The 18,886-nt window shown below is 44.5% G+C and carries 17 protein-coding genes; 13 read left to right on the top strand and 4 right to left on the bottom strand.

The window, feature by feature from the left end; translation table 11 throughout:
• Positions 1–37: 37 nt before the first annotated feature.
• The 3 genes from ctpB (at position 38) to DSM107010_RS08860 (ending at position 2,967) form a co-directional block, all read left to right on the top strand.
• Positions 38–1,372 (top strand): carboxyl-terminal processing protease CtpB, encoded by a 1,335-nt coding sequence (gene ctpB / locus DSM107010_RS08870; RefSeq protein WP_106218889.1) that lies wholly within the window; start codon positions 38–40, stop codon positions 1,370–1,372.
• Between the two features lie 114 nt (positions 1,373–1,486).
• Complete coding sequence (locus DSM107010_RS08865) at positions 1,487–2,380, top strand: helix-turn-helix domain-containing protein (RefSeq protein WP_106218890.1); 894 nt, start codon at positions 1,487–1,489, stop codon at positions 2,378–2,380.
• Between the two features lie 170 nt (positions 2,381–2,550).
• The gene (locus tag DSM107010_RS08860) at positions 2,551–2,967 is read left to right on the top strand and encodes a hypothetical protein (RefSeq protein WP_106171214.1); all 417 of its coding nucleotides are present in this window, start codon (positions 2,551–2,553) and stop codon (positions 2,965–2,967) included.
• A 29-nt stretch (positions 2,968–2,996) separates the two neighbouring features.
• Here the strand turns inward: DSM107010_RS08860 and DSM107010_RS08855 are convergent, their stop codons facing one another.
• Positions 2,997–4,394, bottom strand: coding sequence for a TldD/PmbA family protein (locus DSM107010_RS08855; RefSeq protein WP_106171216.1), 1,398 nt, complete (start codon positions 4,392–4,394; stop codon positions 2,997–2,999).
• Positions 4,395–4,831: 437 nt separating this feature from the next.
• On the opposite strand from DSM107010_RS08855, the gene DSM107010_RS08850 reads away from it, so the two are divergent.
• Entirely contained in the window at positions 4,832–6,430 is a 1,599-nt protein-coding gene (locus DSM107010_RS08850; RefSeq protein ID WP_106170065.1) for a DUF2079 domain-containing protein, read from the top strand.
• A gap of 180 nt (positions 6,431–6,610) precedes the next feature.
• Positions 6,611–7,798: a glycosyltransferase family 4 protein gene (locus tag DSM107010_RS08845; protein WP_015155102.1), complete on the top strand. Its 1,188-nt coding sequence runs from the start codon at positions 6,611–6,613 to the stop codon at positions 7,796–7,798.
• 131 nt (positions 7,799–7,929) lie between these two features.
• On the opposite strand, the gene DSM107010_RS08840 is transcribed toward DSM107010_RS08845, so the two are convergent.
• Positions 7,930–8,607, bottom strand: a complete 678-nt coding sequence (locus DSM107010_RS08840) for a sugar transferase (protein WP_015155101.1) — start codon at positions 8,605–8,607, stop codon at positions 7,930–7,932.
• A 302-nt stretch (positions 8,608–8,909) separates the two neighbouring features.
• Here DSM107010_RS08840 and pgsA point away from each other — a divergent pair, with 302 nt between their 5' ends.
• On the top strand, positions 8,910–9,464 hold the full coding sequence (gene pgsA, locus DSM107010_RS08835) for a CDP-diacylglycerol--glycerol-3-phosphate 3-phosphatidyltransferase (RefSeq protein ID WP_015155100.1): 555 nt from the start codon (positions 8,910–8,912) through the stop codon (positions 9,462–9,464).
• 105 nt (positions 9,465–9,569) lie between these two features.
• Here pgsA and DSM107010_RS08830 read toward each other — a convergent pair whose 3' ends face one another.
• Positions 9,570–10,499 carry an NAD-dependent epimerase/dehydratase family protein gene (locus tag DSM107010_RS08830; RefSeq protein WP_106168567.1) on the bottom strand — a complete coding sequence of 310 codons (930 nt, stop codon included), beginning with the start codon at positions 10,497–10,499 and terminating at the stop codon, positions 9,570–9,572.
• 132 nt (positions 10,500–10,631) lie between these two features.
• Between DSM107010_RS08830 and DSM107010_RS08825 the strand changes: the two genes are divergently transcribed.
• The 5 genes from DSM107010_RS08825 (at position 10,632) to DSM107010_RS08805 (ending at position 16,673) form a co-directional block, all read left to right on the top strand.
• Positions 10,632–11,771 (top strand): glycosyltransferase, encoded by a 1,140-nt coding sequence (locus DSM107010_RS08825; protein WP_015155098.1) that lies wholly within the window; start codon positions 10,632–10,634, stop codon positions 11,769–11,771.
• A gap of 109 nt (positions 11,772–11,880) precedes the next feature.
• A complete protein-coding gene (locus DSM107010_RS08820; RefSeq protein WP_015155097.1) occupies positions 11,881–12,612 on the top strand; it encodes an undecaprenyl-phosphate galactose phosphotransferase family protein in 732 nt (243 codons plus the stop codon).
• A 429-nt stretch (positions 12,613–13,041) separates the two neighbouring features.
• The gene (gmd, locus tag DSM107010_RS08815) at positions 13,042–14,121 is read left to right on the top strand and encodes a GDP-mannose 4,6-dehydratase (RefSeq protein WP_015155096.1); all 1,080 of its coding nucleotides are present in this window, start codon (positions 13,042–13,044) and stop codon (positions 14,119–14,121) included.
• A 29-nt stretch (positions 14,122–14,150) separates the two neighbouring features.
• Positions 14,151–15,095, top strand: a complete 945-nt coding sequence (locus tag DSM107010_RS08810) for a GDP-L-fucose synthase family protein (RefSeq protein ID WP_106168568.1) — start codon at positions 14,151–14,153, stop codon at positions 15,093–15,095.
• 300 nt (positions 15,096–15,395) lie between these two features.
• On the top strand, positions 15,396–16,673 hold the full coding sequence (locus DSM107010_RS08805) for a glycosyltransferase family 4 protein (RefSeq protein WP_127022787.1): 1,278 nt from the start codon (positions 15,396–15,398) through the stop codon (positions 16,671–16,673).
• 251 nt (positions 16,674–16,924) lie between these two features.
• Here the strand turns inward: DSM107010_RS08805 and DSM107010_RS08800 are convergent, their stop codons facing one another.
• Complete coding sequence (locus DSM107010_RS08800) at positions 16,925–17,119, bottom strand: DUF2795 domain-containing protein (RefSeq protein ID WP_015155093.1); 195 nt, start codon at positions 17,117–17,119, stop codon at positions 16,925–16,927.
• Between the two features lie 367 nt (positions 17,120–17,486).
• Between DSM107010_RS08800 and DSM107010_RS08795 the strand changes: the two genes are divergently transcribed.
• Together DSM107010_RS08795 and DSM107010_RS08790 are read left to right on the top strand one after the other, a co-directional pair.
• A complete protein-coding gene (locus tag DSM107010_RS08795; protein ID WP_106168570.1) occupies positions 17,487–18,425 on the top strand; it encodes a YihY/virulence factor BrkB family protein in 939 nt (312 codons plus the stop codon).
• Positions 18,426–18,657: 232 nt separating this feature from the next.
• Positions 18,658–18,828, top strand: coding sequence for a hypothetical protein (locus tag DSM107010_RS08790; protein ID WP_241994162.1), 171 nt, complete (start codon positions 18,658–18,660; stop codon positions 18,826–18,828).
• Positions 18,829–18,886 lie beyond the last annotated feature (58 nt).

The following is an 18,886-nucleotide window of genomic DNA, read 5'->3' as shown; positions in this document are numbered from 1 at the left end:
ATAGCTTTCGATTTGCTAACCTCTGCTTGCTAACCTCATGCAATATATTAAACGCCTCTCCTCCCTACAACTTGCTCTGTTTGGTGGAGCGATCGCCACTACATCGTTTCTGGCGCTATCTCCCTGGTGTGGTTCTGTCCGTGCCGCACTGATGCAAAATAGCCCTAAAGCTTTAGTTGACGAAGTTTGGCAACTCGTTACTAGAGAATATGTGGATGGCACGTTCAACAAGACAGACTGGCAAGCAACGAGACAAGATTTATTAAGTAGAGAATATACTAACCGCGAACAAGCTTACGCCGCTGTCCGAGTCGCGCTGGCTAAGCTGAACGACCCATATACTCGCTTTCTCGACCCCAAGCAGTATGAGGCATTGACGAGCCAAACTTCAGGAGAAGTTACTGGAGTGGGGATTCGGATGGAATTAAATAAACAAACTAAGCGTTTAACTGTAGTTGAGACTATTCAAAATTCCCCTGCTGTCAAAGCGGGAGTTAAAGCCGGGGACAAAATAGTCGCAATTGATGGTAAACCAACTCAACAAATGGACGTGCAGGCTGCCTCAAGCCTAATTCGGGGCAAAGCAGGTACGCCTGTCACATTGAAAATCGAGCGGCAAGGCAAAAGTGCCTTCGACCTCAAGCTAACGCGGGCGAAAATTGAGCTGCCTACAGTTACACACACCCTAAAGCGGGAGGGCAATAAGCGGGTTGGTTATATTAGCTTGCGGGAATTTAGCGCTCATGCTTCAGAGCAGATGCAAAAAGCAATTCAAGACCTGAATCGCCAGAATGTGAATGCCTTCGTTCTGGATTTACGCGATAATCCAGGTGGCTTGCTGCAAGCAGGGGTAGAAATCTCACGGATGTGGCTGAATAAAGGCTCTATCGTCAAAACAGTAGACCGACAGGGAGCTAGTCAAGAAATACCAGCCAATCAAACCGCACTGACTCAGCGCCCTCTAGTTGTTTTGGTCAATGGTAATTCTGCCAGTGCCAGTGAAATTTTAGCGGGAGCATTGCAAGATCATCAACGCGCTGTCGTAGTTGGTAGCCAAACCTTTGGTAAGGCTTTAGTCCAATCAGTCCATTCTCTGTCCGATGGTTCGGGACTAGCAGTAACAGTTGCCCATTACTACACGCCTAAAGGTACGGATATTAGTCATAAAGGCATTACACCAGATATTAAAATCGACTTGAACGACGCTCAGAAACGCCAGCTAGCTGCAAATCCTTCTTCAATTGCAACGCGGCAAGACCCCCAGTATGCACGGGCAATTTCTGTAATTACCAATAACAGTTTTGCCCAATTTAAAAAACCGCTGAAAAAACCGCACATCTCAAAACGAGTCGTAGAGCGGAACCAGTTATAAATAATTTTCACTCATATTCGCGATCGCAGGGGCATACAAATGTATGCCCTTATTACATTTTTCACTCTGATAATTTAAAGAGAATCACCATCAATAACCAATGACCAACGATCGATGACAAAAAGTCCTTTAGTCGTTGACACGTTTCAGCAAGGGACAATTTTTCCCATACTACCAGTCGCGCCCATTCTTTCTAGCGCCAATCGAGATTGGGATGGCATTCACGTCGGGTATTATCGTCAGCCTGCCTGGGAAACCCCTGAAGCAACATTTTTACAACACACAATTACGATTTATACAGGGCAACCTGTAAACGTAGAATTGCAAGCAGAGGGGCGCTGGCAACAAAAAACTTATACCAAGGGTGTAGTTGGAATTTACCCGGCATTTGCCCCGCATATAGTAAATTGGAATGATGAAATTGAATTTATTGAAATCGATCTCGATCCGCAAACATTAAACCGTTTTGTAGATAATTCTATAAATATTGATTGCTATAAAATTATTCCTCAATCTGCTATTAACGATCCGCTAATTTATAGTATTGGCATGGCGCTGAAAACAGAATTAGAATCTAGTGGAGGGGGCGATCGCCTTTACGCTGAGTCAGCAACCACAATGTTAGCTGCTCATATTGTTCGTCATTATTCTACCCAAACCTCTACTCTAAAAGAAGTTTCTGGAGGTTTACCTAAATCAAAACTAAGAAAAGTCATTGATTATATTCAAACTCATTTAGAGAAAAATTTAAGTTTAGTTGAATTAGCCGCGTTAGCACAAATTAGTCCCCATCATTTTGCTAGATTATTCAAGCAATCAACTGGTTTTTCTCCACATCAATATTTACTTAATTGTCGCATTCAAGCAGCAAAATCTTTACTAGCAAAGCAAGACTTATCTATTGCTGATATTGCTTTACAAGTTGGCTTTCACGATCAAAGTCGTTTTACGAGTATTTTTCGTAAGCATACAGGCGTTACCCCCAAAAAGTATCGCGATCGCATTTGAGCAAGATTTGACTATTTTTGAGAAGATTTGACAAGACGACTGTTGTTTTTGCCTTGTAGAGTAAGCTGTATTAAAATTGTCGCGCAAAGACGCAAAGTCGCAAAGCTTTCTTTGTGTCTTCGCGGCTTTGCGCGACCAATAAAAGATGAAGAATTAGGACAAATAGCAAGATGAATACTCAGAAAAACCGAATTTTACTACTTGCTCTACTAATTGTTAATGGAATTTCAACTATTCTTCACTACATTGATAATTTTGTAAACTATGACAAATATTCCCAACCTACTTGGATTACTCCTAACAGTATTTATCTTGCGTGGAGTGTATTAACAATATTTGGCGTTGTCGGTTATTTATTGTACGTTAAAGATATGTTTTTGGCTGCGTATGCATGTTTAGGAATTTATTCTATAACTGGACTTTCTAGCCCAGGACATTACTTTTATTCAGCTCAACATGTATTTTCTGGAAAGATGCATTTATTAATTTGGTCAGATGCGATCGCGGGGATCTTTCTACTAATTTTTCTTCTGCGATCGGCTTTAATTCTAAAAGAATGGCGCAAAGAACGAGAAGTAAACATTTAATTCCGATTTCGGAATTCCGAATTCCGAATTCAATACGCTTCTCCACCTACAACCACATTCCGAATTCTCAAACTGGGACCACCGCAACCAACGGGTAAACCATTTTGCCCGCCTTTACCGCAGCCACCAGATTCATCCCAGTAGAAATCATCTCCAATCGCCTCGATATCTGCTAGGGTTTGAAAGACATTTCCCGACAGTGTGACATCTCGCACGGGTTCGGCAAGTTTACCATTGCGGATTATCCAAGCTTCTCCCGCGCTGAAGGTAAACATTTCACCATTAGTCATCCCTCCCAACCAGTTGCGGGCGTATACTCCGTCTTTAATATCGGTAAATAAATCTGCCACTGGTGTCCTTCCCCGCTCGATCCAAGTGTTTGTCATGCGGACGATGGGAGCGTAGTGATAGCTGAGACAACGAGCGTTTCCCGTGGGCGTTTCTCCCAACTTGCCAGCGGTTTCGCGTGAATGGAGTCTACCCACCAAAACGCCATCTTGAATTAATTGCGTCGTTGTCGCCGGAGTCCCTTCATCGTCGTAGAAATAACTACCGCGATGCCCTTGGGGTGCTGCACCATCAAAAATTTGTAGCTCCTTGGGTCCAAAGCGCCGTCCCATGCTCATAACTTCTAGCAGATCGGGGTTTTCATACGCCATATCTGCTTCAGAAAGATGCCCGAAGGCTTCGTGAACGAATAAACCAGCGAGGATCGGATCGATCACGACAGTATAAGTATTGCCTTTAACTGAAGGTAGAGAAAGAGCCGCTACAGCCCTTTGAGCTGCACTTTGGACTTGGGCATCCAAATTCACTAAATCCTCATAAGCCTTGCGAGAACCAGTGGTTTCTCTACCTGTCTGGACTGTATCGCCATCGCGTGCAGTTGCAGCAAAGCGCATTTCCATATCCACCCAAGATTGATCGATTAACGTTCCTTCCGAACTGGTGATGATAACTCGTTGGCAAATATCACCGTAGCGGACTGACGTAGTCGTAATTCGATCGCTGGCGCTTTTGAGAATTTCGCCATAGCGATCGCACAATTCCTTTTTTTGTGCTAGCGGAACGTGACGCGGATCGGTTCCCATTAAGGGGACAAAGCAGGTGGCTTGCACTGGTTCTATATCTGCTAGTAGGGTTTCATCATTACCTACTATTCGTGCTGCCGCGATCGCTTCTTCGATGCGAGAGTTGAACTGGGACAACTGATTAAAGCTACTCAATCCCCAACCGCCTTTGTAGCACGCGCGAACTTGTCCGCCGATAGAAATTCCTTCGCTCAATGTTTCTATCTTATTCCCCCGCAGCATAATATCTGTTCCCTGGGACTCTTCGAGGCGAATGAGTAAATAATCGACTTTGTGAGAGTATTTTGCGATCGCATCAGCGAGCAAGTTTTTGGTATCGGCAAGCGCAGTAGGCATGGGAAAGAAAAGTCAAAAGTCAAAAATTAAAAGTCAAAAATAGCAAAATTGTTCTTACGAGCAGTTCTGATAACTACAGCGCATACAAATTAATGTAGATCGACCTAGTGAAAATCAATCTTGGCTTCAAGTCGTCACTATTCGATTGTAGGTGTTTCTCTACCAGGGATGTGAGGAGCGTGTCAAAAGACTATATTCTAAATACCGAGATGTCGCTTGAGCTTGATAGATCCTTGCTTGACTGGTGATTAGCGAGTAGCAAGCGTGCAATTAATTCTCCCTTGTCCCCCTTGTCTCCCTTGTCTCCCTTGTCTCCCTTGTCCCCCTTGTCCTCCTTGTCCTCCTTGTCCCCCTTGTCCCCCTTGTCCCCCTTGTCCCCCTTGTCTCCCTTGTCTCCCTTGTCTCCCTTGTCTTCCTAATTTAAGTGTGAGTGAGTCATGTTATTGAAATGGCAAAAGCAGCCAGGAACCCATTTATTCCTCGGTGGTGCGATCGCTTTTTTGCTCGTGGGATTAATTCTGGTCTTACATCGGTACTATAGCTTCTATGCTACTTTCGACCAGGGCATATTTAATCAAGTTTTCTGGAATGGGATTCACGGTAGATTTTTCCAGAGTTCTCTTTCTTCCAGCCTCTCCACGAATGTCGTCCATGCTGGAGAAATCCCAGAGGTTTACTACCATCGTCTAGGACAGCATTTTACCCCTGCCTTACTCGTTTGGCTACCGCTATATGCCCTTTTCCCCTCCCCGGCGACTTTGAGCGTGTTACAGGTCGCTCTAGTAACCGCTGCTGGGATTGTTTTATATTTCTTGGCTCGCTTGTATCTCGAACCACTCTTAGCGGCGATGGTTGGCGTCAGTTTTTATGGCGCGATCGCTGTTGTTGCTCCAACTTTAACCAATTTCCACGACATCAGCCAAATACCTTTATTGACGTTTGGTATTCTGCTGGCAATGGAAAAGCGCAAGTGGTGGGTATTTTGGTTGTTGGCAGTGTTGCTTTTAGCTGTGAGAGAAGATAGCGGCATTGGGTTATTTGGGGTAGGCGCTTATATGGTTTTAAGTCGGCGCTTTCCCCGTGCTGGTTTAGCGACTTGCATTCTTAGTTTTGGCTACATGCTGGCTTTGACAAATCTGATCATGCCGCTATTTTCAGAGGATATTTCCAAGCGTTTCATGATGGAGCGATTCGGACAGTATGCCACTGGGGAAGATGCTTCTACCGTTGAGATTATTTGGGGCATTGTCAGCAATCCTTGGCGATTGCTCGTAGAATTGATCGCTCCTTTTCCTGGGACATTTTTGTATTTACTAGGGCAGTGGTTGCCTTTGGCTTTCGTTCCCGCGCTTTCTGGCACGGCTTGGGCGATCGCGGGTTTCCCTCTTTTGAAACTATTCTTAGGTCAAGGTGAATCCGTTCTAGCAATTACGATTCGCTATGCCATGAGTGTCGTCCCAGGATTATTTTACGGCGCGATTTTGTGGTGGTCAATGCATCCTAAAGTCTTTAAGCCCAAGTTTCAGCGCTTCTGGATTGGATGTATTTGCCTTTCCCTCGTAATTACAATTGCCTACAATCCCAATCGGACGCTTTACTTTTTAATTCCCGACTCGATTCAACCTTGGGTACATATTTCCCTCCCGCGTCAATGGCAACACGTCAACCAAATGCGATCGCTGCTAGCACAAATTCCCCCACAAGCCAGTGTATCGGCAACGACCCATATCGTGCCTCACCTTTCCAGCCGTCGCGAGATTCTGCGTCTACCAGGATTGCAATTGCGTAACGATGCCAGGGAAGTCATTCAGGTAGAGTATATAATTGCCGACCTCTGGCAACTGCAACAATATCAAGTAGCTTTCACGGGCGATCGCCAGCAGTTGCAAGACATTGTAAAACTGATCGATCGGCTCTTTAATACTGGCGAATATGGAATCGTCGGCTTTCAAGATGGAGTCATTTTGCTGCATAAAGGTGTCACTTCACTTCCCGAAGCCACATCTGCTTGGTTGGCTTTTCGGCAAAATTTGTAATTTGGCAATTGGTAATTGGTAATCGGTAATGGGGGGCGATCGCAGTCTTATAATCTAAACCAACACAGTTAATTTTTGTGAAGAATTGAGTGATAATACTCATTCAATTCCCAATCCTATACATTTAGATAGATTGATAGATTTAGGTAAGCAGCAAGTAAGTCGCAGGGATTGGGGTCGATGAAAATACTCGTATTAAGCTGGGAATTTCCGCCGCGCATTGTAGGAGGCATTGCTCGTCATGTTGGGGAATTATACCCCGAACTCGTCAAACTAGGACATGAAGTCCACATGGTGACAGTGGAATTCGGTCATGCACCAATGTACGAGCTTTTTGAGGGAATCCACGTACACCGGGTTCCCGTTGCCTGGGGAAATGACTTTTTCCATTGGGTGGCGAACATGAATGAGAGCATGGGTAGCCACGGTGCAAAGTTGATCTTAGAAGAAGAACCGTTCGATCTAATCCACGCCCATGACTGGTTGGTAGCAGATGCGGCGATCGCCCTCAAGCATAATTTTAAAATCCCGCTGATTGCCACCATTCACGCTACAGAACACGGTCGTTACAACGGTATCTATACCGAAGAACAGCGCTACATCAATGGCAAAGAGCAATTACTCGCTTATGATGCTTGGCGAATTATCGTCTGTACCGACTACATGCGGCGCGAAGTAGAACGGGCGCTAGCGAGTCCTTGGGACAAAATCGACGTAATCTATAACGGTATCCGTCCTGAAAAGAAGCACAGACGGCAAGATTTTGATTATTGGCACTTCCGCCGTCAATATGCTGACGATGATGAGAAGATCGTTTACTACGTCGGTCGTATGACTTACGAAAAAGGCGTATCCGTAATGCTGAATGCAGCTCCCAAAGTGCTGTGGGAAATGGGAGGTCGTGCTAAATTCGTACTCGTTGGTGGTGGTAATACCGAAGCTTTGAAGCGGCAAGCTTGGGATCTAGGTATTTGGCACAAATGCTATTTCACGGGCTTTATGTACGATGACTTTCTTGATAAATTCCAAGCGGTAGCTGATTGTGCCGTGTTTCCTAGCCTTTACGAACCGTTTGGTATTGTTGCCCTAGAAAGCTTTGCTGCCCGCGTGCCTGTCGTTGTCTCCGATACTGGCGGATTTCCAGAAGTCGTGCAGCATACTAAGACTGGAGTTGTGACTTGGACGAATAACTCTGACTCCCTGGCATGGGGAATTTTAGAGGTTTTGAAAAATCCTGGTTATCGGCAATGGTTAGTTGACAATGCATATGAGGATTTAGATCGCCGCTTTAATTGGAGCAAGTTAGCCCGACAAACCCAAGCAGTGTATCAACAAGTCGTACGAGAGCGATCGCAAATCTCGTGGTAATAATGTTTGTAGGGGCGCATAGCTATGCGCCCCTACATTTATAATTTAGACATAATAAAAACCAGCCGTATACAGGCTGGTCGTCCCCCAAGGAATTCTATATCAACTGGTTGCCGATCGTTAACCGCTGCTTAGCAAGCACCTACTTTAGCAAAAATTACGTACACAGTCTTAGCAATAATAAACAAGTCGTAGAAGGGATGCCACATTTTTTGGTAGCGCAGGTCGAGATTGACAATCTCTTCAAAATCTTTAATGCTAGAGCGTCCGCTGACTTGCCACTCTCCTGTTAATCCCGGCTTCACGTTTAATCTTTGCCAGTGGCGATCGTTGTACTGAGCAACTTCGTCAGCAGTTGGTGGACGAGTACCCACTAAACTCATGTCTCCAACTAATACGTTCCAAAATTGGGGTAGTTCGTCTAGGCTGGTGCTTCTTAAGAAACGACCCACTCTCGTAATTCTTGGGTCTTGCGTGTTTTTGAAAATTAGTCCCGATGCTTCATTTTGCACTTGAGACTTCAGTGCGTCTGCGTTGGGAACCATTGAACGAAACTTCCACATACGGAATGTTTTTCCTTGCAGTCCGTAGCGCTCTTGTCCGTAAAAAATTGGTCCTGGGCTGTCTAACTTAATGGCGATCGCTAAAGGGATGAAGATAACTGCCAAGATCGACAGTCCGACTAAGCTGCCAACGATGTCCAAACATCTCTTAAAAGCCGATCTGGCTGATGGATGAACTGCATCTAGTGTCTGGGGAGACTTAAGTTCGACAGTTTTGATGGCGGTGGGGAACGGTGCTTGGTACATTGTCACGACTAAAACCTGGATCGGATAGATCGTAGTATTACTGAGGTAGATTTACCGAAGTAGATTTACTGAACTTGTATCCCGAATATAATCTCTCTCTTGGCTAGAATGACAGTACTTTAACTTACATTTTGCCGAATCTTTATCAAGAACCTGGTTCCACTCGGACTTTGTAAAGATAATATAAAGTTGGCTCCTTCAAAGATTTTACTCAAAAAATAGAGCTGTCCAGCAGTCAATTTCTCTTCAAATTACTGACTTGAGCTTCATCTAAACTTCATGATTTCCTCACATTCGCATAGATGAATATACCTAACTGGGTCACTCTCTCTCGACTTCTAGCCCTGCCTTTGCTGCTTTATCTTTTGCCAGTACCGACAACAACCGCACGTTGGTTTTGCTTAACAGTATTTTTGGTTGCAGCTTTGACGGATTGGCTGGATGGTTATTTAGCCCGGAAACTGAACGCTATCACTGAACTGGGGAAATTCCTCGATCCTTTGGTAGACAAATTGCTGGTACTGGCTCCACTGTTATCGCTGATTCAGCTAGGACAACTTCCTGCTTGGGGAGTATTTTTGATTTTGGCGCGAGAATTGGGTATAGCAGGCTGGCGCGTTTCTCCTAGCTTGACAGGCACAAATGCGATCGCGGGAGCAAATCTTTGGGGCAAACTCAAAACAGTCAGTCAAATTACCGCGATCGCCTTATTGATCGCTCCCTTACCCCCAACTTGGCATCTTCCTGCACTAGGAGTTTTTTGGCTTTCTGTCGCTTTGACTTTGATTTCGGGGTTGATTTACTTTTTAGGAGCGAGGAGCGAGGAACGAGGAGCGAGGGGAATACAAGAGAGCTGAGGGGGACAGGGGAGACAAGGGGGACAAGAGGGACGAGGGGGACGAGGAAGAATTGCAATTCAAAATCTAAAATTCCCTCACTCCTCACTCCTCGCTCCTCACTCCTCACTTCAAAATCTCTTCGTCTACAGAAAAATCTACCTCGGCTTTGTCTCGTCCAGTAGCTATGTAGTCATTTTGGAAAGAGTCTTTTAACCCAGAAATTAAGTCGTATTTTGGCTGCCAGTTTAGTTCTGTAATGGCTTTATTGACACTGGCGAAAAAATGCTGTACTCGCAAGGGGAAAGCTTTGCGCTTGCCAAAATCGAAATTTTTCGGCTCGTAGTGTACGATCGCTAGCTCCTCCGGCGATTTTCCGGCAGCTACAGCGCAAGCGCGAGCTAAACCATCAAAAGTAACGTAGCGATCGCCAGAGACGTTATAAACCTGCCCTATGGCTCTCTCGTTGCCTAATACCCGAGCCATAGCTTGAGCTAGATCTTCAACATGACCCATTTGAGTTATATGTAGCCCGTTAGCGGGAATAGGAATAGGTCGATCGCGGACGATGCGATCGAAAAACCAGCTTTCCAAATCGTTGTAGTTACTAGCTCCGTAGATATACGTAGGACGAATTGCCGTGAAGGGCAAGCCTACCTGAGCTAAGTATGCCTCTGTTTCGTATTTTCCTCGGTGGCGGCTCTTAGGATCGACTGGATCGCCTTCTACGTGAGGCATTTGGTCGGAGCGGAGGTACACGCCAGCCGAACTCATATAGACAAAGTGCTGCACCCGGTCGTGAAAGATCTCAGCTAGCGGTTGAGTATCGCTCAGTTCCCTGCCGTTATTGTCATAAATGGCATCAAAATGTTCTTGAGATAGCTTTGCCTTTAATTGTTCTGGAGAAGTGCGATCGCCTTGAATCTGAGTTATCCCCTCAACTGGAATAGGGCGATTACCGCGATTAAACAACACCACTTCATGACCCTGCGCCACTAGGATTTTGGTTAGGTAAACACCAATAAAGCGCGTACCACCCATAATCAAAATTCGCATAATTACCCAACCCCAATTCGTCTACTCTCAGTTTAGGGGTGAGTGGCTAGTGGCTAGATGTTTTTCTAGTCACTAGTCACTCTCTTTTAAGCTATAAATTCTCATAGAGTCAAAATTCAGCTAAGTGTAACCTTGAAATATGCCCTTGTCCATGAGTGGTTAACGCCTCAAGCTACTGGCGGTTCGGAATTAGTCGTGCGAGAAATTCTCAGATGCATCAATGCCGATCTCTATGCACTGATTGACTTTGAATCTACAAATTCCCAAAGTTATTTGTTCGGACGCAAAATTGGTACGACATTTTTGCAACACTTACCGTTCTCGCGCAATGGCGTACAGAAATATCTCCCTTTGTTGCCGTTGGCGATCGAACAATTAGATTTGCGTGCCTATGATGCGATCGTTTCTTCGTCTCATACCGTTGCCAAAGCCGTACTTGCCAGTCCCCAGCAGCTTCATGTTTGTTATTGTCACAGTCCGATGCGCTTTGCTTGGGATATGACGTTCGATTACCTCCGCTCTAGCCGCATGGGTCGCGGTCTACCTGGAATTGCCACTAGGTATTTACTCCATCACCTGCGCCAGTGGGATGCGATCGCCGCTAACCGTGTTGATTATTTCATTGCTAACTCTCACCATACGGCACGCCGGATTTGGCGCTGCTATCGTCGTCCTGCTACAGTAATTTATCCGCCTGTAGATATCGATCGCTTCCCCGTGGTGAAAGACAAACAAGATTTTTACCTCACGGTCTCGCGATTGGTCAGCTACAAGCAAGTCTCAACCATTGTCCGCGCCTTCAATCAACTCAAAAAACCTTTAGTCGTAATCGGTACGGGTTCAGAACTACCAGAGATTCGCAAACTGGCACAGTCGCACGTTCAAATTTTAGGAGCGCAGCCTAATGATGTAGTAGAGAAATATATGGCTCAAGCAAAAGCGTTTGTTTATGCAGCTCTAGAGGATTTTGGCATCGCGATCGTCGAGGCTCAAGCTTGCGGCACTCCAGTCATCGCCTTGGGTGCTGGGGGAGCGTTGGAAACAGTGCGAGACTTGCACCGCTACCCCGATAGCGCAACGGGAATATTTTTTTTAGAGCAAACAGTAGACGCATTGGTGGCAGCTGTGGAAAAATTTGAAGCCAACTGGGTAGCGTTCGATTCCGATCGCATTCGCACCCAGGCAACTCAATTTACCCCTAAAATCTTTGAAGAGCAGTTTTTAGCTTTTCTAGAACGCTCGTGTCAGGAGTTCTTCGTCCCTAGTTCTTAGGAGTTGATTTTTAGCTGGTTTTACAGCCTCTAAAATTAAATATGCCTCAGAATGGTGCTTCTGGCTTTAAGATCGGGACTATGTGTGGTGTGGATGGTTTAGGAGTATGATGACAGCCCAAAGCTCACTCCTCTTTGGCAAGCGGTTACAGGCTTTTGTCAAACGCGGGCAAGAGCCGTTTAGAACCAGAGCTAAACCGAAGGGTTTATTGCTCGCTCGACTCAATAAAGAGTTTGCCAAAAGATTGTTCGATGTTTTATTTTCGCTTTCCGTTCTAATTTTATTTGCGCCAGTTTATCTGGTGTTAGGCTTCTCGATCGCCTTGAGTTCGCCTGGACCGATCTTTTACGTTCAAGAACGAGTAGGCAGGAATCACAAGCCTTTTTATTGTATTAAATTCCGTACTATGGTAGCCAATGCTGATGAGATTTTGTCAGAATTGATTGCCTCGTCGCCAGGATTGCGGCAGGAATTTGAGGATAATTTCAAGTTAAAACAAGACCCGCGCATTACCAAAGTCGGTCATTTTTTGCGCTTAACTAGCCTAGATGAATTTCCCCAATTTTGGAACGTGCTTATGGGTGATATGAGTATCGTCGGTCCCCGACCTTTGGTAGCAGAAGAGCTACCGCGATATGGTCGTCATATTGATAAGGTCTTAACCATCAAGCCAGGAATTACTGGTTTGTGGCAAGTGTCGGGCAGAAATGACATTCCTTACAATCGTAGAGTGCAAATAGACGTTCACTATGCCAGCTCTTACAGCATGTGGCTAGATGTGTGGGTCATTTTAAAGACGGTATTTGTGGTAATTGTACCAAAAAATAACGGCGCTTATTAAGTGTATCCGTTAGCTTGTAGCCGTCAGCATTTGAGATTTGTTATGGTTTGCTGAAAATTATCAGTTTTGCGTTTAGGGGCATCAATTGCCCCTTTTCGATCGGAAACACTACTTTTCTTTTCGATCCATTGTCCTACGGTTTCTACGAGCGGTATATTTAGTGCTGTTCTAAACAGTGCCGAGAGCGAGCAGCCTGAAGCGATCGCCCTCTCAATCCACGCAATCTTTGCAATTACTCAATAATTACTTAATAATGAAAAGCAAACTTTAAGTTAATTTGTATTTTAGCCAAGCTGGCATTAACGCCAACCAGACGGCAACTGCACGACTAGGTGATCTCTCTGAGGGCAATTTTGCCATTATTTGCTTAAGTTGTAGCAGCGTTCTCGCTCTATTGTTTTAGGGAAAAAGAAAAATATAGTATTAAGTATGACGCAAACAAAGAGAGCTTTAATTACTGGTATTACAGGTCAAGACGGTTCGTACCTGAGCGAGTTTCTGTTGGAACAAGGTTATGAGGTACACGGAATCATTCGCCGTACCTCGACGTTTAACACAGACCGGATCGATCATATTTATGAAGACCCGCACAAAGAAGGAGTGCGGATGTTTCTGCACTATGGGGACTTGACCGACGGCACGACACTCCGACGCATTTTAGAAGAAGTCAAACCTATAGAAATCTATAATTTAGGTTCTCAATCCCACGTCCGCGTTAGCTTTGACTCCCCTGAATACACGGTGGACTCTGTAGGCATGGGAACGTTACGGTTATTAGAAGCAATTCGCGATTACCAACACCGGACGGGTATAGAAGTTCGGTTCTATCAAGCTGGTTCTTCAGAAATGTATGGATTAGTACAGGAAATTCCGCAAAAAGAATCAACTCCTTTCTATCCTCGCAGTCCTTACGCTTGTGCTAAAGTTTACGCTCACTGGCAAACAATCAACTATCGCGAATCTTATGGGATGTTTGCCTGTAACGGTATCTTATTTAACCACGAAAGCCCGCGTCGGGGTGAAACTTTCGTGACGCGCAAAATTACCCGCGCTGTTGCCCGCATTGTGGGTGGTAAGCAGAAGAAAATCTACATGGGTAACTTAGACGCAAAGCGCGACTGGGGCTATGCGAAAGATTACGTAAGGGCAATGTGGTTGATGTTACAGCAGTCTCAAGCTGATGATTACGTAATTTCTACGGGTGAAACCCATTCCGTGCGCGAGTTTCTCGAATTAGCTTTTGGCTATGTAAATTTAAATTGGCAAGACTACGTAGAATTTGACGATCGCTACCTCAGACCAGCAGAGGTAGAATTACTAATTGGAGATTCTACCAAGGCACGACAAAAATTGGGATGGACTCCTAGCGTGACATTCGAGCAGCTTGTTGCTTTAATGGTGGACGCAGATTTAAAAGCGATCGGTCTATCTGCCCCGAATGGAAATGGTGCTTCAGTCATCCATGACATCGCAACAATCCGTCAAGATATGGTCAGCTACCTATCCTAGTCCTAAAACCTACCTACGAGGCTGAACTCATGACCGCCTTAGATTTAAACAACAAACGCATTCTCGTGACTGGTGGTGCTGGGTTCTTAGGTCGTCAGGTAATAGACCAACTATGTCAAGCTGGTGCAGATAAAAATAAGATTACCGTAACGCGATCGCGCGATTGCGATTTACGAGTCTTAGAAAACTGTCAGCGTGCGGTTGACCAGCAAGATATTATTATTCATCTGGCTGCCCACGTTGGCGGTATTGGGCTGAATCAAGCTAAACCTGCCGAGCTATTTTACGATAACTTGATGATGGGGGCGCAACTGATCCACTCGGCTTATCAAGCAGGAGTGGAAAAGTTTGTCTGTGTCGGTACGATCTGTGCCTACCCTAAATTTACACCAGTTCCATTCAAAGAAGATGACCTCTGGAATGGCTACCCAGAGGAAACCAACGCCCCCTATGGCATTGCCAAAAAAGCCCTATTAGTACAATTGCAAGCTTATCGCCAACAGTACGGCTTTAATGGTATCTATCTCTTGCCAGTCAACTTATACGGTCCTGAAGATAACTTCGACCCTAAGAGTTCCCACGTCATCCCAGCTTTGATCCGCAAAGTGCATGAAGCTCAACTACGGGGAGACAAGCAAATTCCTGTTTGGGGTGATGGTACTCCCACCCGCGAATTTCTCTACTCAGAAGATGCAGCACGAGGAATTGTCATGGGGACTCAGTTTTATAACGACCCCGAACCTGTTAATTTGGGAACGGGCGAGGAAATTTCAATTCGCGACTTGATTCATTTAATTTGCGAATTAATGGAATATGACGGGGAAATTATTTGGCAAACCGATAAGCCCAACGGTCAACCCCGTCGCTGTTTAGATACCGAAAGGGCAAAACAAGCCTATGGTTTTGTGACTCAAGTAGGTTTCAGACAGGGATTGACCAATACGATTGATTGGTATCGAAAGCACGGAGCATAAGTCAAATTTGTAGCAATGGGTTGACTCATAATTCATAATATTTATCTGAGTAGGAATTATTGAGTAAACCTTCCCGTACCAAAATTAAAAATTAATGATTAAAACAGTGTAAGGTGGGCAATGCTCACCTTTTTTCGTTGACTAATCTTTGACCGATCGCATATACCTGAAGAAGTAAAGACCGTAATTTCGCTGATATTATTCTCTTTCTGGTGTTTGAAATCAGTATTATTACTGTAGAATTAGGAACTCTGCCAGCTTTATTTTCATCATCGAAGAATAGTAAATTATTTACCGATCGTGATAGTAGTTGTTAGCAGTGATCGTACTCGTACAAGCCAGAGTCAAGAAGGAGATATTGGCTTCTACCCGCCGTCTTGTGCCATGAGCCGCATTGCTTTCATTGCTGGTACGTACTTACCAGAAAGCGATAGTGTTTCAGACTACACTGCTCGCCTACATACTTCCCTCCGCGATCGCGGTGTGGAATCTATTGTACTGACAACTTACTACGCGGCAGAAGCGGCTTACGATCCTCATGCGTTAGGAGTCGTACATGGATGGCGGTGGGTCGATCTAAAGGCTTTGGTCAAAGCAGTATGGGATAGTGGTGCGGATGCCGTACACATTCAGTACCATCCGCAAATTTACGGTCATCAGCCCGCAATCTTGTTACTACCGTTGTTATTGCGTTTATCTGGGTGGCGATCGCCCATCGTGACGACAGTACACGAGTATGGTAATTGGGAGTGGCAACGAGGATTGCTATCTCGATTTTCGGGTTGGTTGCACCAGTATACGTGGTGGGATCGAGAAGGGGGATTTTTGCTAACGTTAAGCAACGCTACAATTGCGATCGCGCCGGAAGCAAAAACCTTAATTCAAGCGAAATTACCTAATATAGAGCGTCGTTTGTGGCACGTTCCCAAAGTTCCTAACGTACAAGCCAGCGAAACGGACAGTAGTGCAGCACGCCAGATTTTACGACAAACTTGCAATTGGCATGAAGATACGTTCGTCATTACCTATTTAGGCTTTCTCCATTCTGGGAAGGAGTTAGCGACTTTACTACTAGCTTTTAAACAGGTTCTCACAACTCAACCTCAAGCAAGGCTGCTGGTGATGGATAGGAAAGATAGCTCAAAATCAACGATTCAAGACGATAATACATACTTAACACAACTGCAAACAACGATTGACGCACTCGAATTACATTCGTTCGTCCATTTCACAGGATATTTGGACGAGGAAATTGTGTCTCGCTATCTCGCAGGATCGGATATCGGAGTGTTAGATCGCGATGTGAGTCTCAATAATAGTTCTTTGATGTCGCTTTTATCTCACGGTTTACCAGCGATCGCCACTTATATGCCGTCGTATTTACCAGATACGCATCCATTATTCCTTGTCCCGCCGCATGATGTTGCTGCCCTGACAACTGTATTAATAGAACTGATCGATTGCCCCGAAAAACGAAGACAACAGGCTAAAGCCAGTCGAGCTTTTAGCGAAAATTTTACCTGGCAAAATATTACTCAGCAGCACTTAGAAATTTATCAAGGTTTATTCGATCTTTAGTAAACGATAATATTTCACAGGTGTTAGTTGATATAACGTTTCCTATATAGTGAAATACATTCGTAGGGGCGCACATCTATTCGCCCCTAAAGATCTTCGTACCCCATCCAATTAGAAAATAGCTACAGCTATTTGTAATTGCAGCACTATCAACCAACAATTAACAACTATAGCAATCCTATTTAATTCATAAACGTGGAGCAGGCTAGAAGCCTGCTTTACAAATCATTTAGAACTGCTATAGTAACTAACTATTGCACTTCTCCTACTGCTTTATTGACATCAGTAGGAGTTTCATATTCTTCTTCTGGTAACTGTTCTAAAATAGCGATCGCATTATCATCTGCGCCTTGTTGTTTGGCATAGTCCACAATATCTTGCTTAGAAGCAGGATATTCCATACCCTTGAGATGCTTTTGCAGCTGGATAGGATTAACTTTAGCCATTGCTAACTTCCCTCGTTCTAATTTGAATTTATGAAAATTTGTGATTTCTCTGAAATGCTAACTATGGCAAATTCGCCTTTCTTCTTCCAGGAGGATGAAAACCGTTTGCGTCAGAATAATCTAGTAATTTCGATTGCAGAGAGCGAGAGTGTATAACTTTTTAAAAAAATGTTGCAGATGCTTCATCAATTTTGCTCGAAATAAACCTAGCCGAGTTGAGATAGTGACTAACAATACTAGAATTTAGTTTTTGAGTATCAAATCAGACAAATTTAAATTTTTTCTATCTCCTTGGAGATGTGTAAAATTTCCGATTTTGTCATAGTCATCAAAATGACCGTGCATCTGGCAAAGAGGAGATTTAGCAGTGAGAATTAAGACAATTATTAGTTTATTGCGAGAGACATTTACTGAATGGAACGAAGATAAAGCTTCGCGACTAGCCGCAGCATTGGCATATTACACGGTATTTTCCCTCGCCCCGATGTTGATTATTGCGATCGCGATTGCTGGAGCAGTTTTTGGTGAAGAAGCAGCCAGAGGCGAAATTGTGACGCAGATTCAAGGTTTGGTAGGTAGGGACGGGGCACAATTTATTGAAACGGCAATTGAAGGCGCTAGTAAACCTAAAGCAGGAACCATTGCCTCCCTGATTAGTATTGCTGTCTTACTATTTGGCGCTTCTGGTTTATTCGCTCAGCTACAAGACTCTTTGAACACGATTTGGGAAGTTCAGCCGAAACCAGGACGGGGTTTAATCGGCATCTTGCGCGATCGCTTTTTGTCATTCACGATGGTACTCGGTGTAGGCTTTTTGCTACTCGTTTCCCTGGTTTTAAGTGCAGGTTTATCAGGATTGGTTAATTTTTTGGGCAGCTTGCTACCGGGAATCGGAGCATTGTTACAGATAGCTAACTTCGTCCTCTCTTTTGCCGTGACGACACTACTATTCGGACTGATTTACAAAGTCTTGCCAGATGTCAAAATTGCCTGGAGCGATGTTTGGAGCGGCGCGATCGTTACTTCGCTGCTATTCTCAATTGGTAGGTTTGCTTTGGGACTGTATCTAGGAAACAGTAGTTTTGGTTCTACCTACGGCGCGGCAGGTTCAGTCGTCATTATCTTAGTTTGGGTTTACTATGCTGCCCAAATCCTCTTTTTCGGTGCAGAATTTACTCAAGTTTATGCTAGAAGATATGGTTCTCGCATCGTACCAACAAAAAATGCCATACCGCTAACGGAAAAAAACCGTGACGAGCAAGGAATGAGAACAGATCGCGATCGTCGTCGCCGGAAAACGAGATAGAAGTCGGGACAAGGAAGACAAGGGGGACAAGGAAGCAGAGGAACTTCAGGAGCAATTCTAGTCACCAGTCACTAGCCACTAGTCACTCTCTATTAACAACTGTTTCCCTTCTTTTACCAAATCAAGTCAGAATATCTATCTAGAGGTAGTTGGTAAAGCCTAACTCACAAGTTGCGATTCATGAGTTGGAATCACCTCCAACCAAGGACAAATGACGAATGACAAATGACAAATGACAAAAGCAAAGCGTCGTCTCCCCCGTAAACCAATTATTTCGATTGTCAGGCAGAATGGACGGTTAAACGTTCAGGGGATTAATAAATGGTATTACTACTGGCGCGATCCATACCATTTGTTGATTACTATGCCTTGGTCTTGGTTCTTAGGATCGTGGATTAAATAACCTGTAATTCTGGCTGAGCAGTGTAATTCCACTGAGGCAAGAATTCATCAAAGACAAT

Origin of the sequence: Chroococcidiopsis cubana SAG 39.79, assembly GCF_003991895.1 — a bacterium.
GTDB classification, from domain to species: domain Bacteria; phylum Cyanobacteriota; class Cyanobacteriia; order Cyanobacteriales; family Chroococcidiopsidaceae; genus Chroococcidiopsis; species Chroococcidiopsis thermalis.
This window is presented reverse-complemented; position numbering and strand designations above follow the sequence as displayed.

Excerpts from the sequence above, each read along its gene's own strand:
- gmd (WP_015155096.1), top strand. The coding sequence starts at position 13,042 with ATGACGCAAACAAAGAGAGCTTTAATTACTGGTATTACAGGTCAAGAC.
- DSM107010_RS08855 (WP_106171216.1), bottom strand. The coding sequence starts at position 4,394 with ATGCCTACTGCGCTTGCCGATACCAAAAACTTGCTCGCTGATGCGATC.
- DSM107010_RS08845 (WP_015155102.1), top strand. The coding sequence starts at position 6,611 with ATGAAAATACTCGTATTAAGCTGGGAATTTCCGCCGCGCATTGTAGGA.
- DSM107010_RS08810 (WP_106168568.1), top strand. The coding sequence starts at position 14,151 with ATGACCGCCTTAGATTTAAACAACAAACGCATTCTCGTGACTGGTGGT.
- DSM107010_RS08840 (WP_015155101.1), bottom strand. The coding sequence starts at position 8,607 with ATGTACCAAGCACCGTTCCCCACCGCCATCAAAACTGTCGAACTTAAG.
- DSM107010_RS08860 (WP_106171214.1), top strand. The coding sequence starts at position 2,551 with ATGAATACTCAGAAAAACCGAATTTTACTACTTGCTCTACTAATTGTT.
- DSM107010_RS08865 (WP_106218890.1), top strand. The coding sequence starts at position 1,487 with ATGACAAAAAGTCCTTTAGTCGTTGACACGTTTCAGCAAGGGACAATT.
- pgsA (WP_015155100.1), top strand. The coding sequence starts at position 8,910 with ATGAATATACCTAACTGGGTCACTCTCTCTCGACTTCTAGCCCTGCCT.
- DSM107010_RS08790 (WP_241994162.1), top strand. The coding sequence starts at position 18,658 with ATGACAAAAGCAAAGCGTCGTCTCCCCCGTAAACCAATTATTTCGATT.
- DSM107010_RS08850 (WP_106170065.1), top strand. The coding sequence starts at position 4,832 with ATGTTATTGAAATGGCAAAAGCAGCCAGGAACCCATTTATTCCTCGGT.
- ctpB (WP_106218889.1), top strand. The coding sequence starts at position 38 with ATGCAATATATTAAACGCCTCTCCTCCCTACAACTTGCTCTGTTTGGT.
- DSM107010_RS08820 (WP_015155097.1), top strand. The coding sequence starts at position 11,881 with ATGACAGCCCAAAGCTCACTCCTCTTTGGCAAGCGGTTACAGGCTTTT.
- DSM107010_RS08830 (WP_106168567.1), bottom strand. The coding sequence starts at position 10,499 with ATGCGAATTTTGATTATGGGTGGTACGCGCTTTATTGGTGTTTACCTA.
- DSM107010_RS08800 (WP_015155093.1), bottom strand. The coding sequence starts at position 17,119 with ATGGCTAAAGTTAATCCTATCCAGCTGCAAAAGCATCTCAAGGGTATG.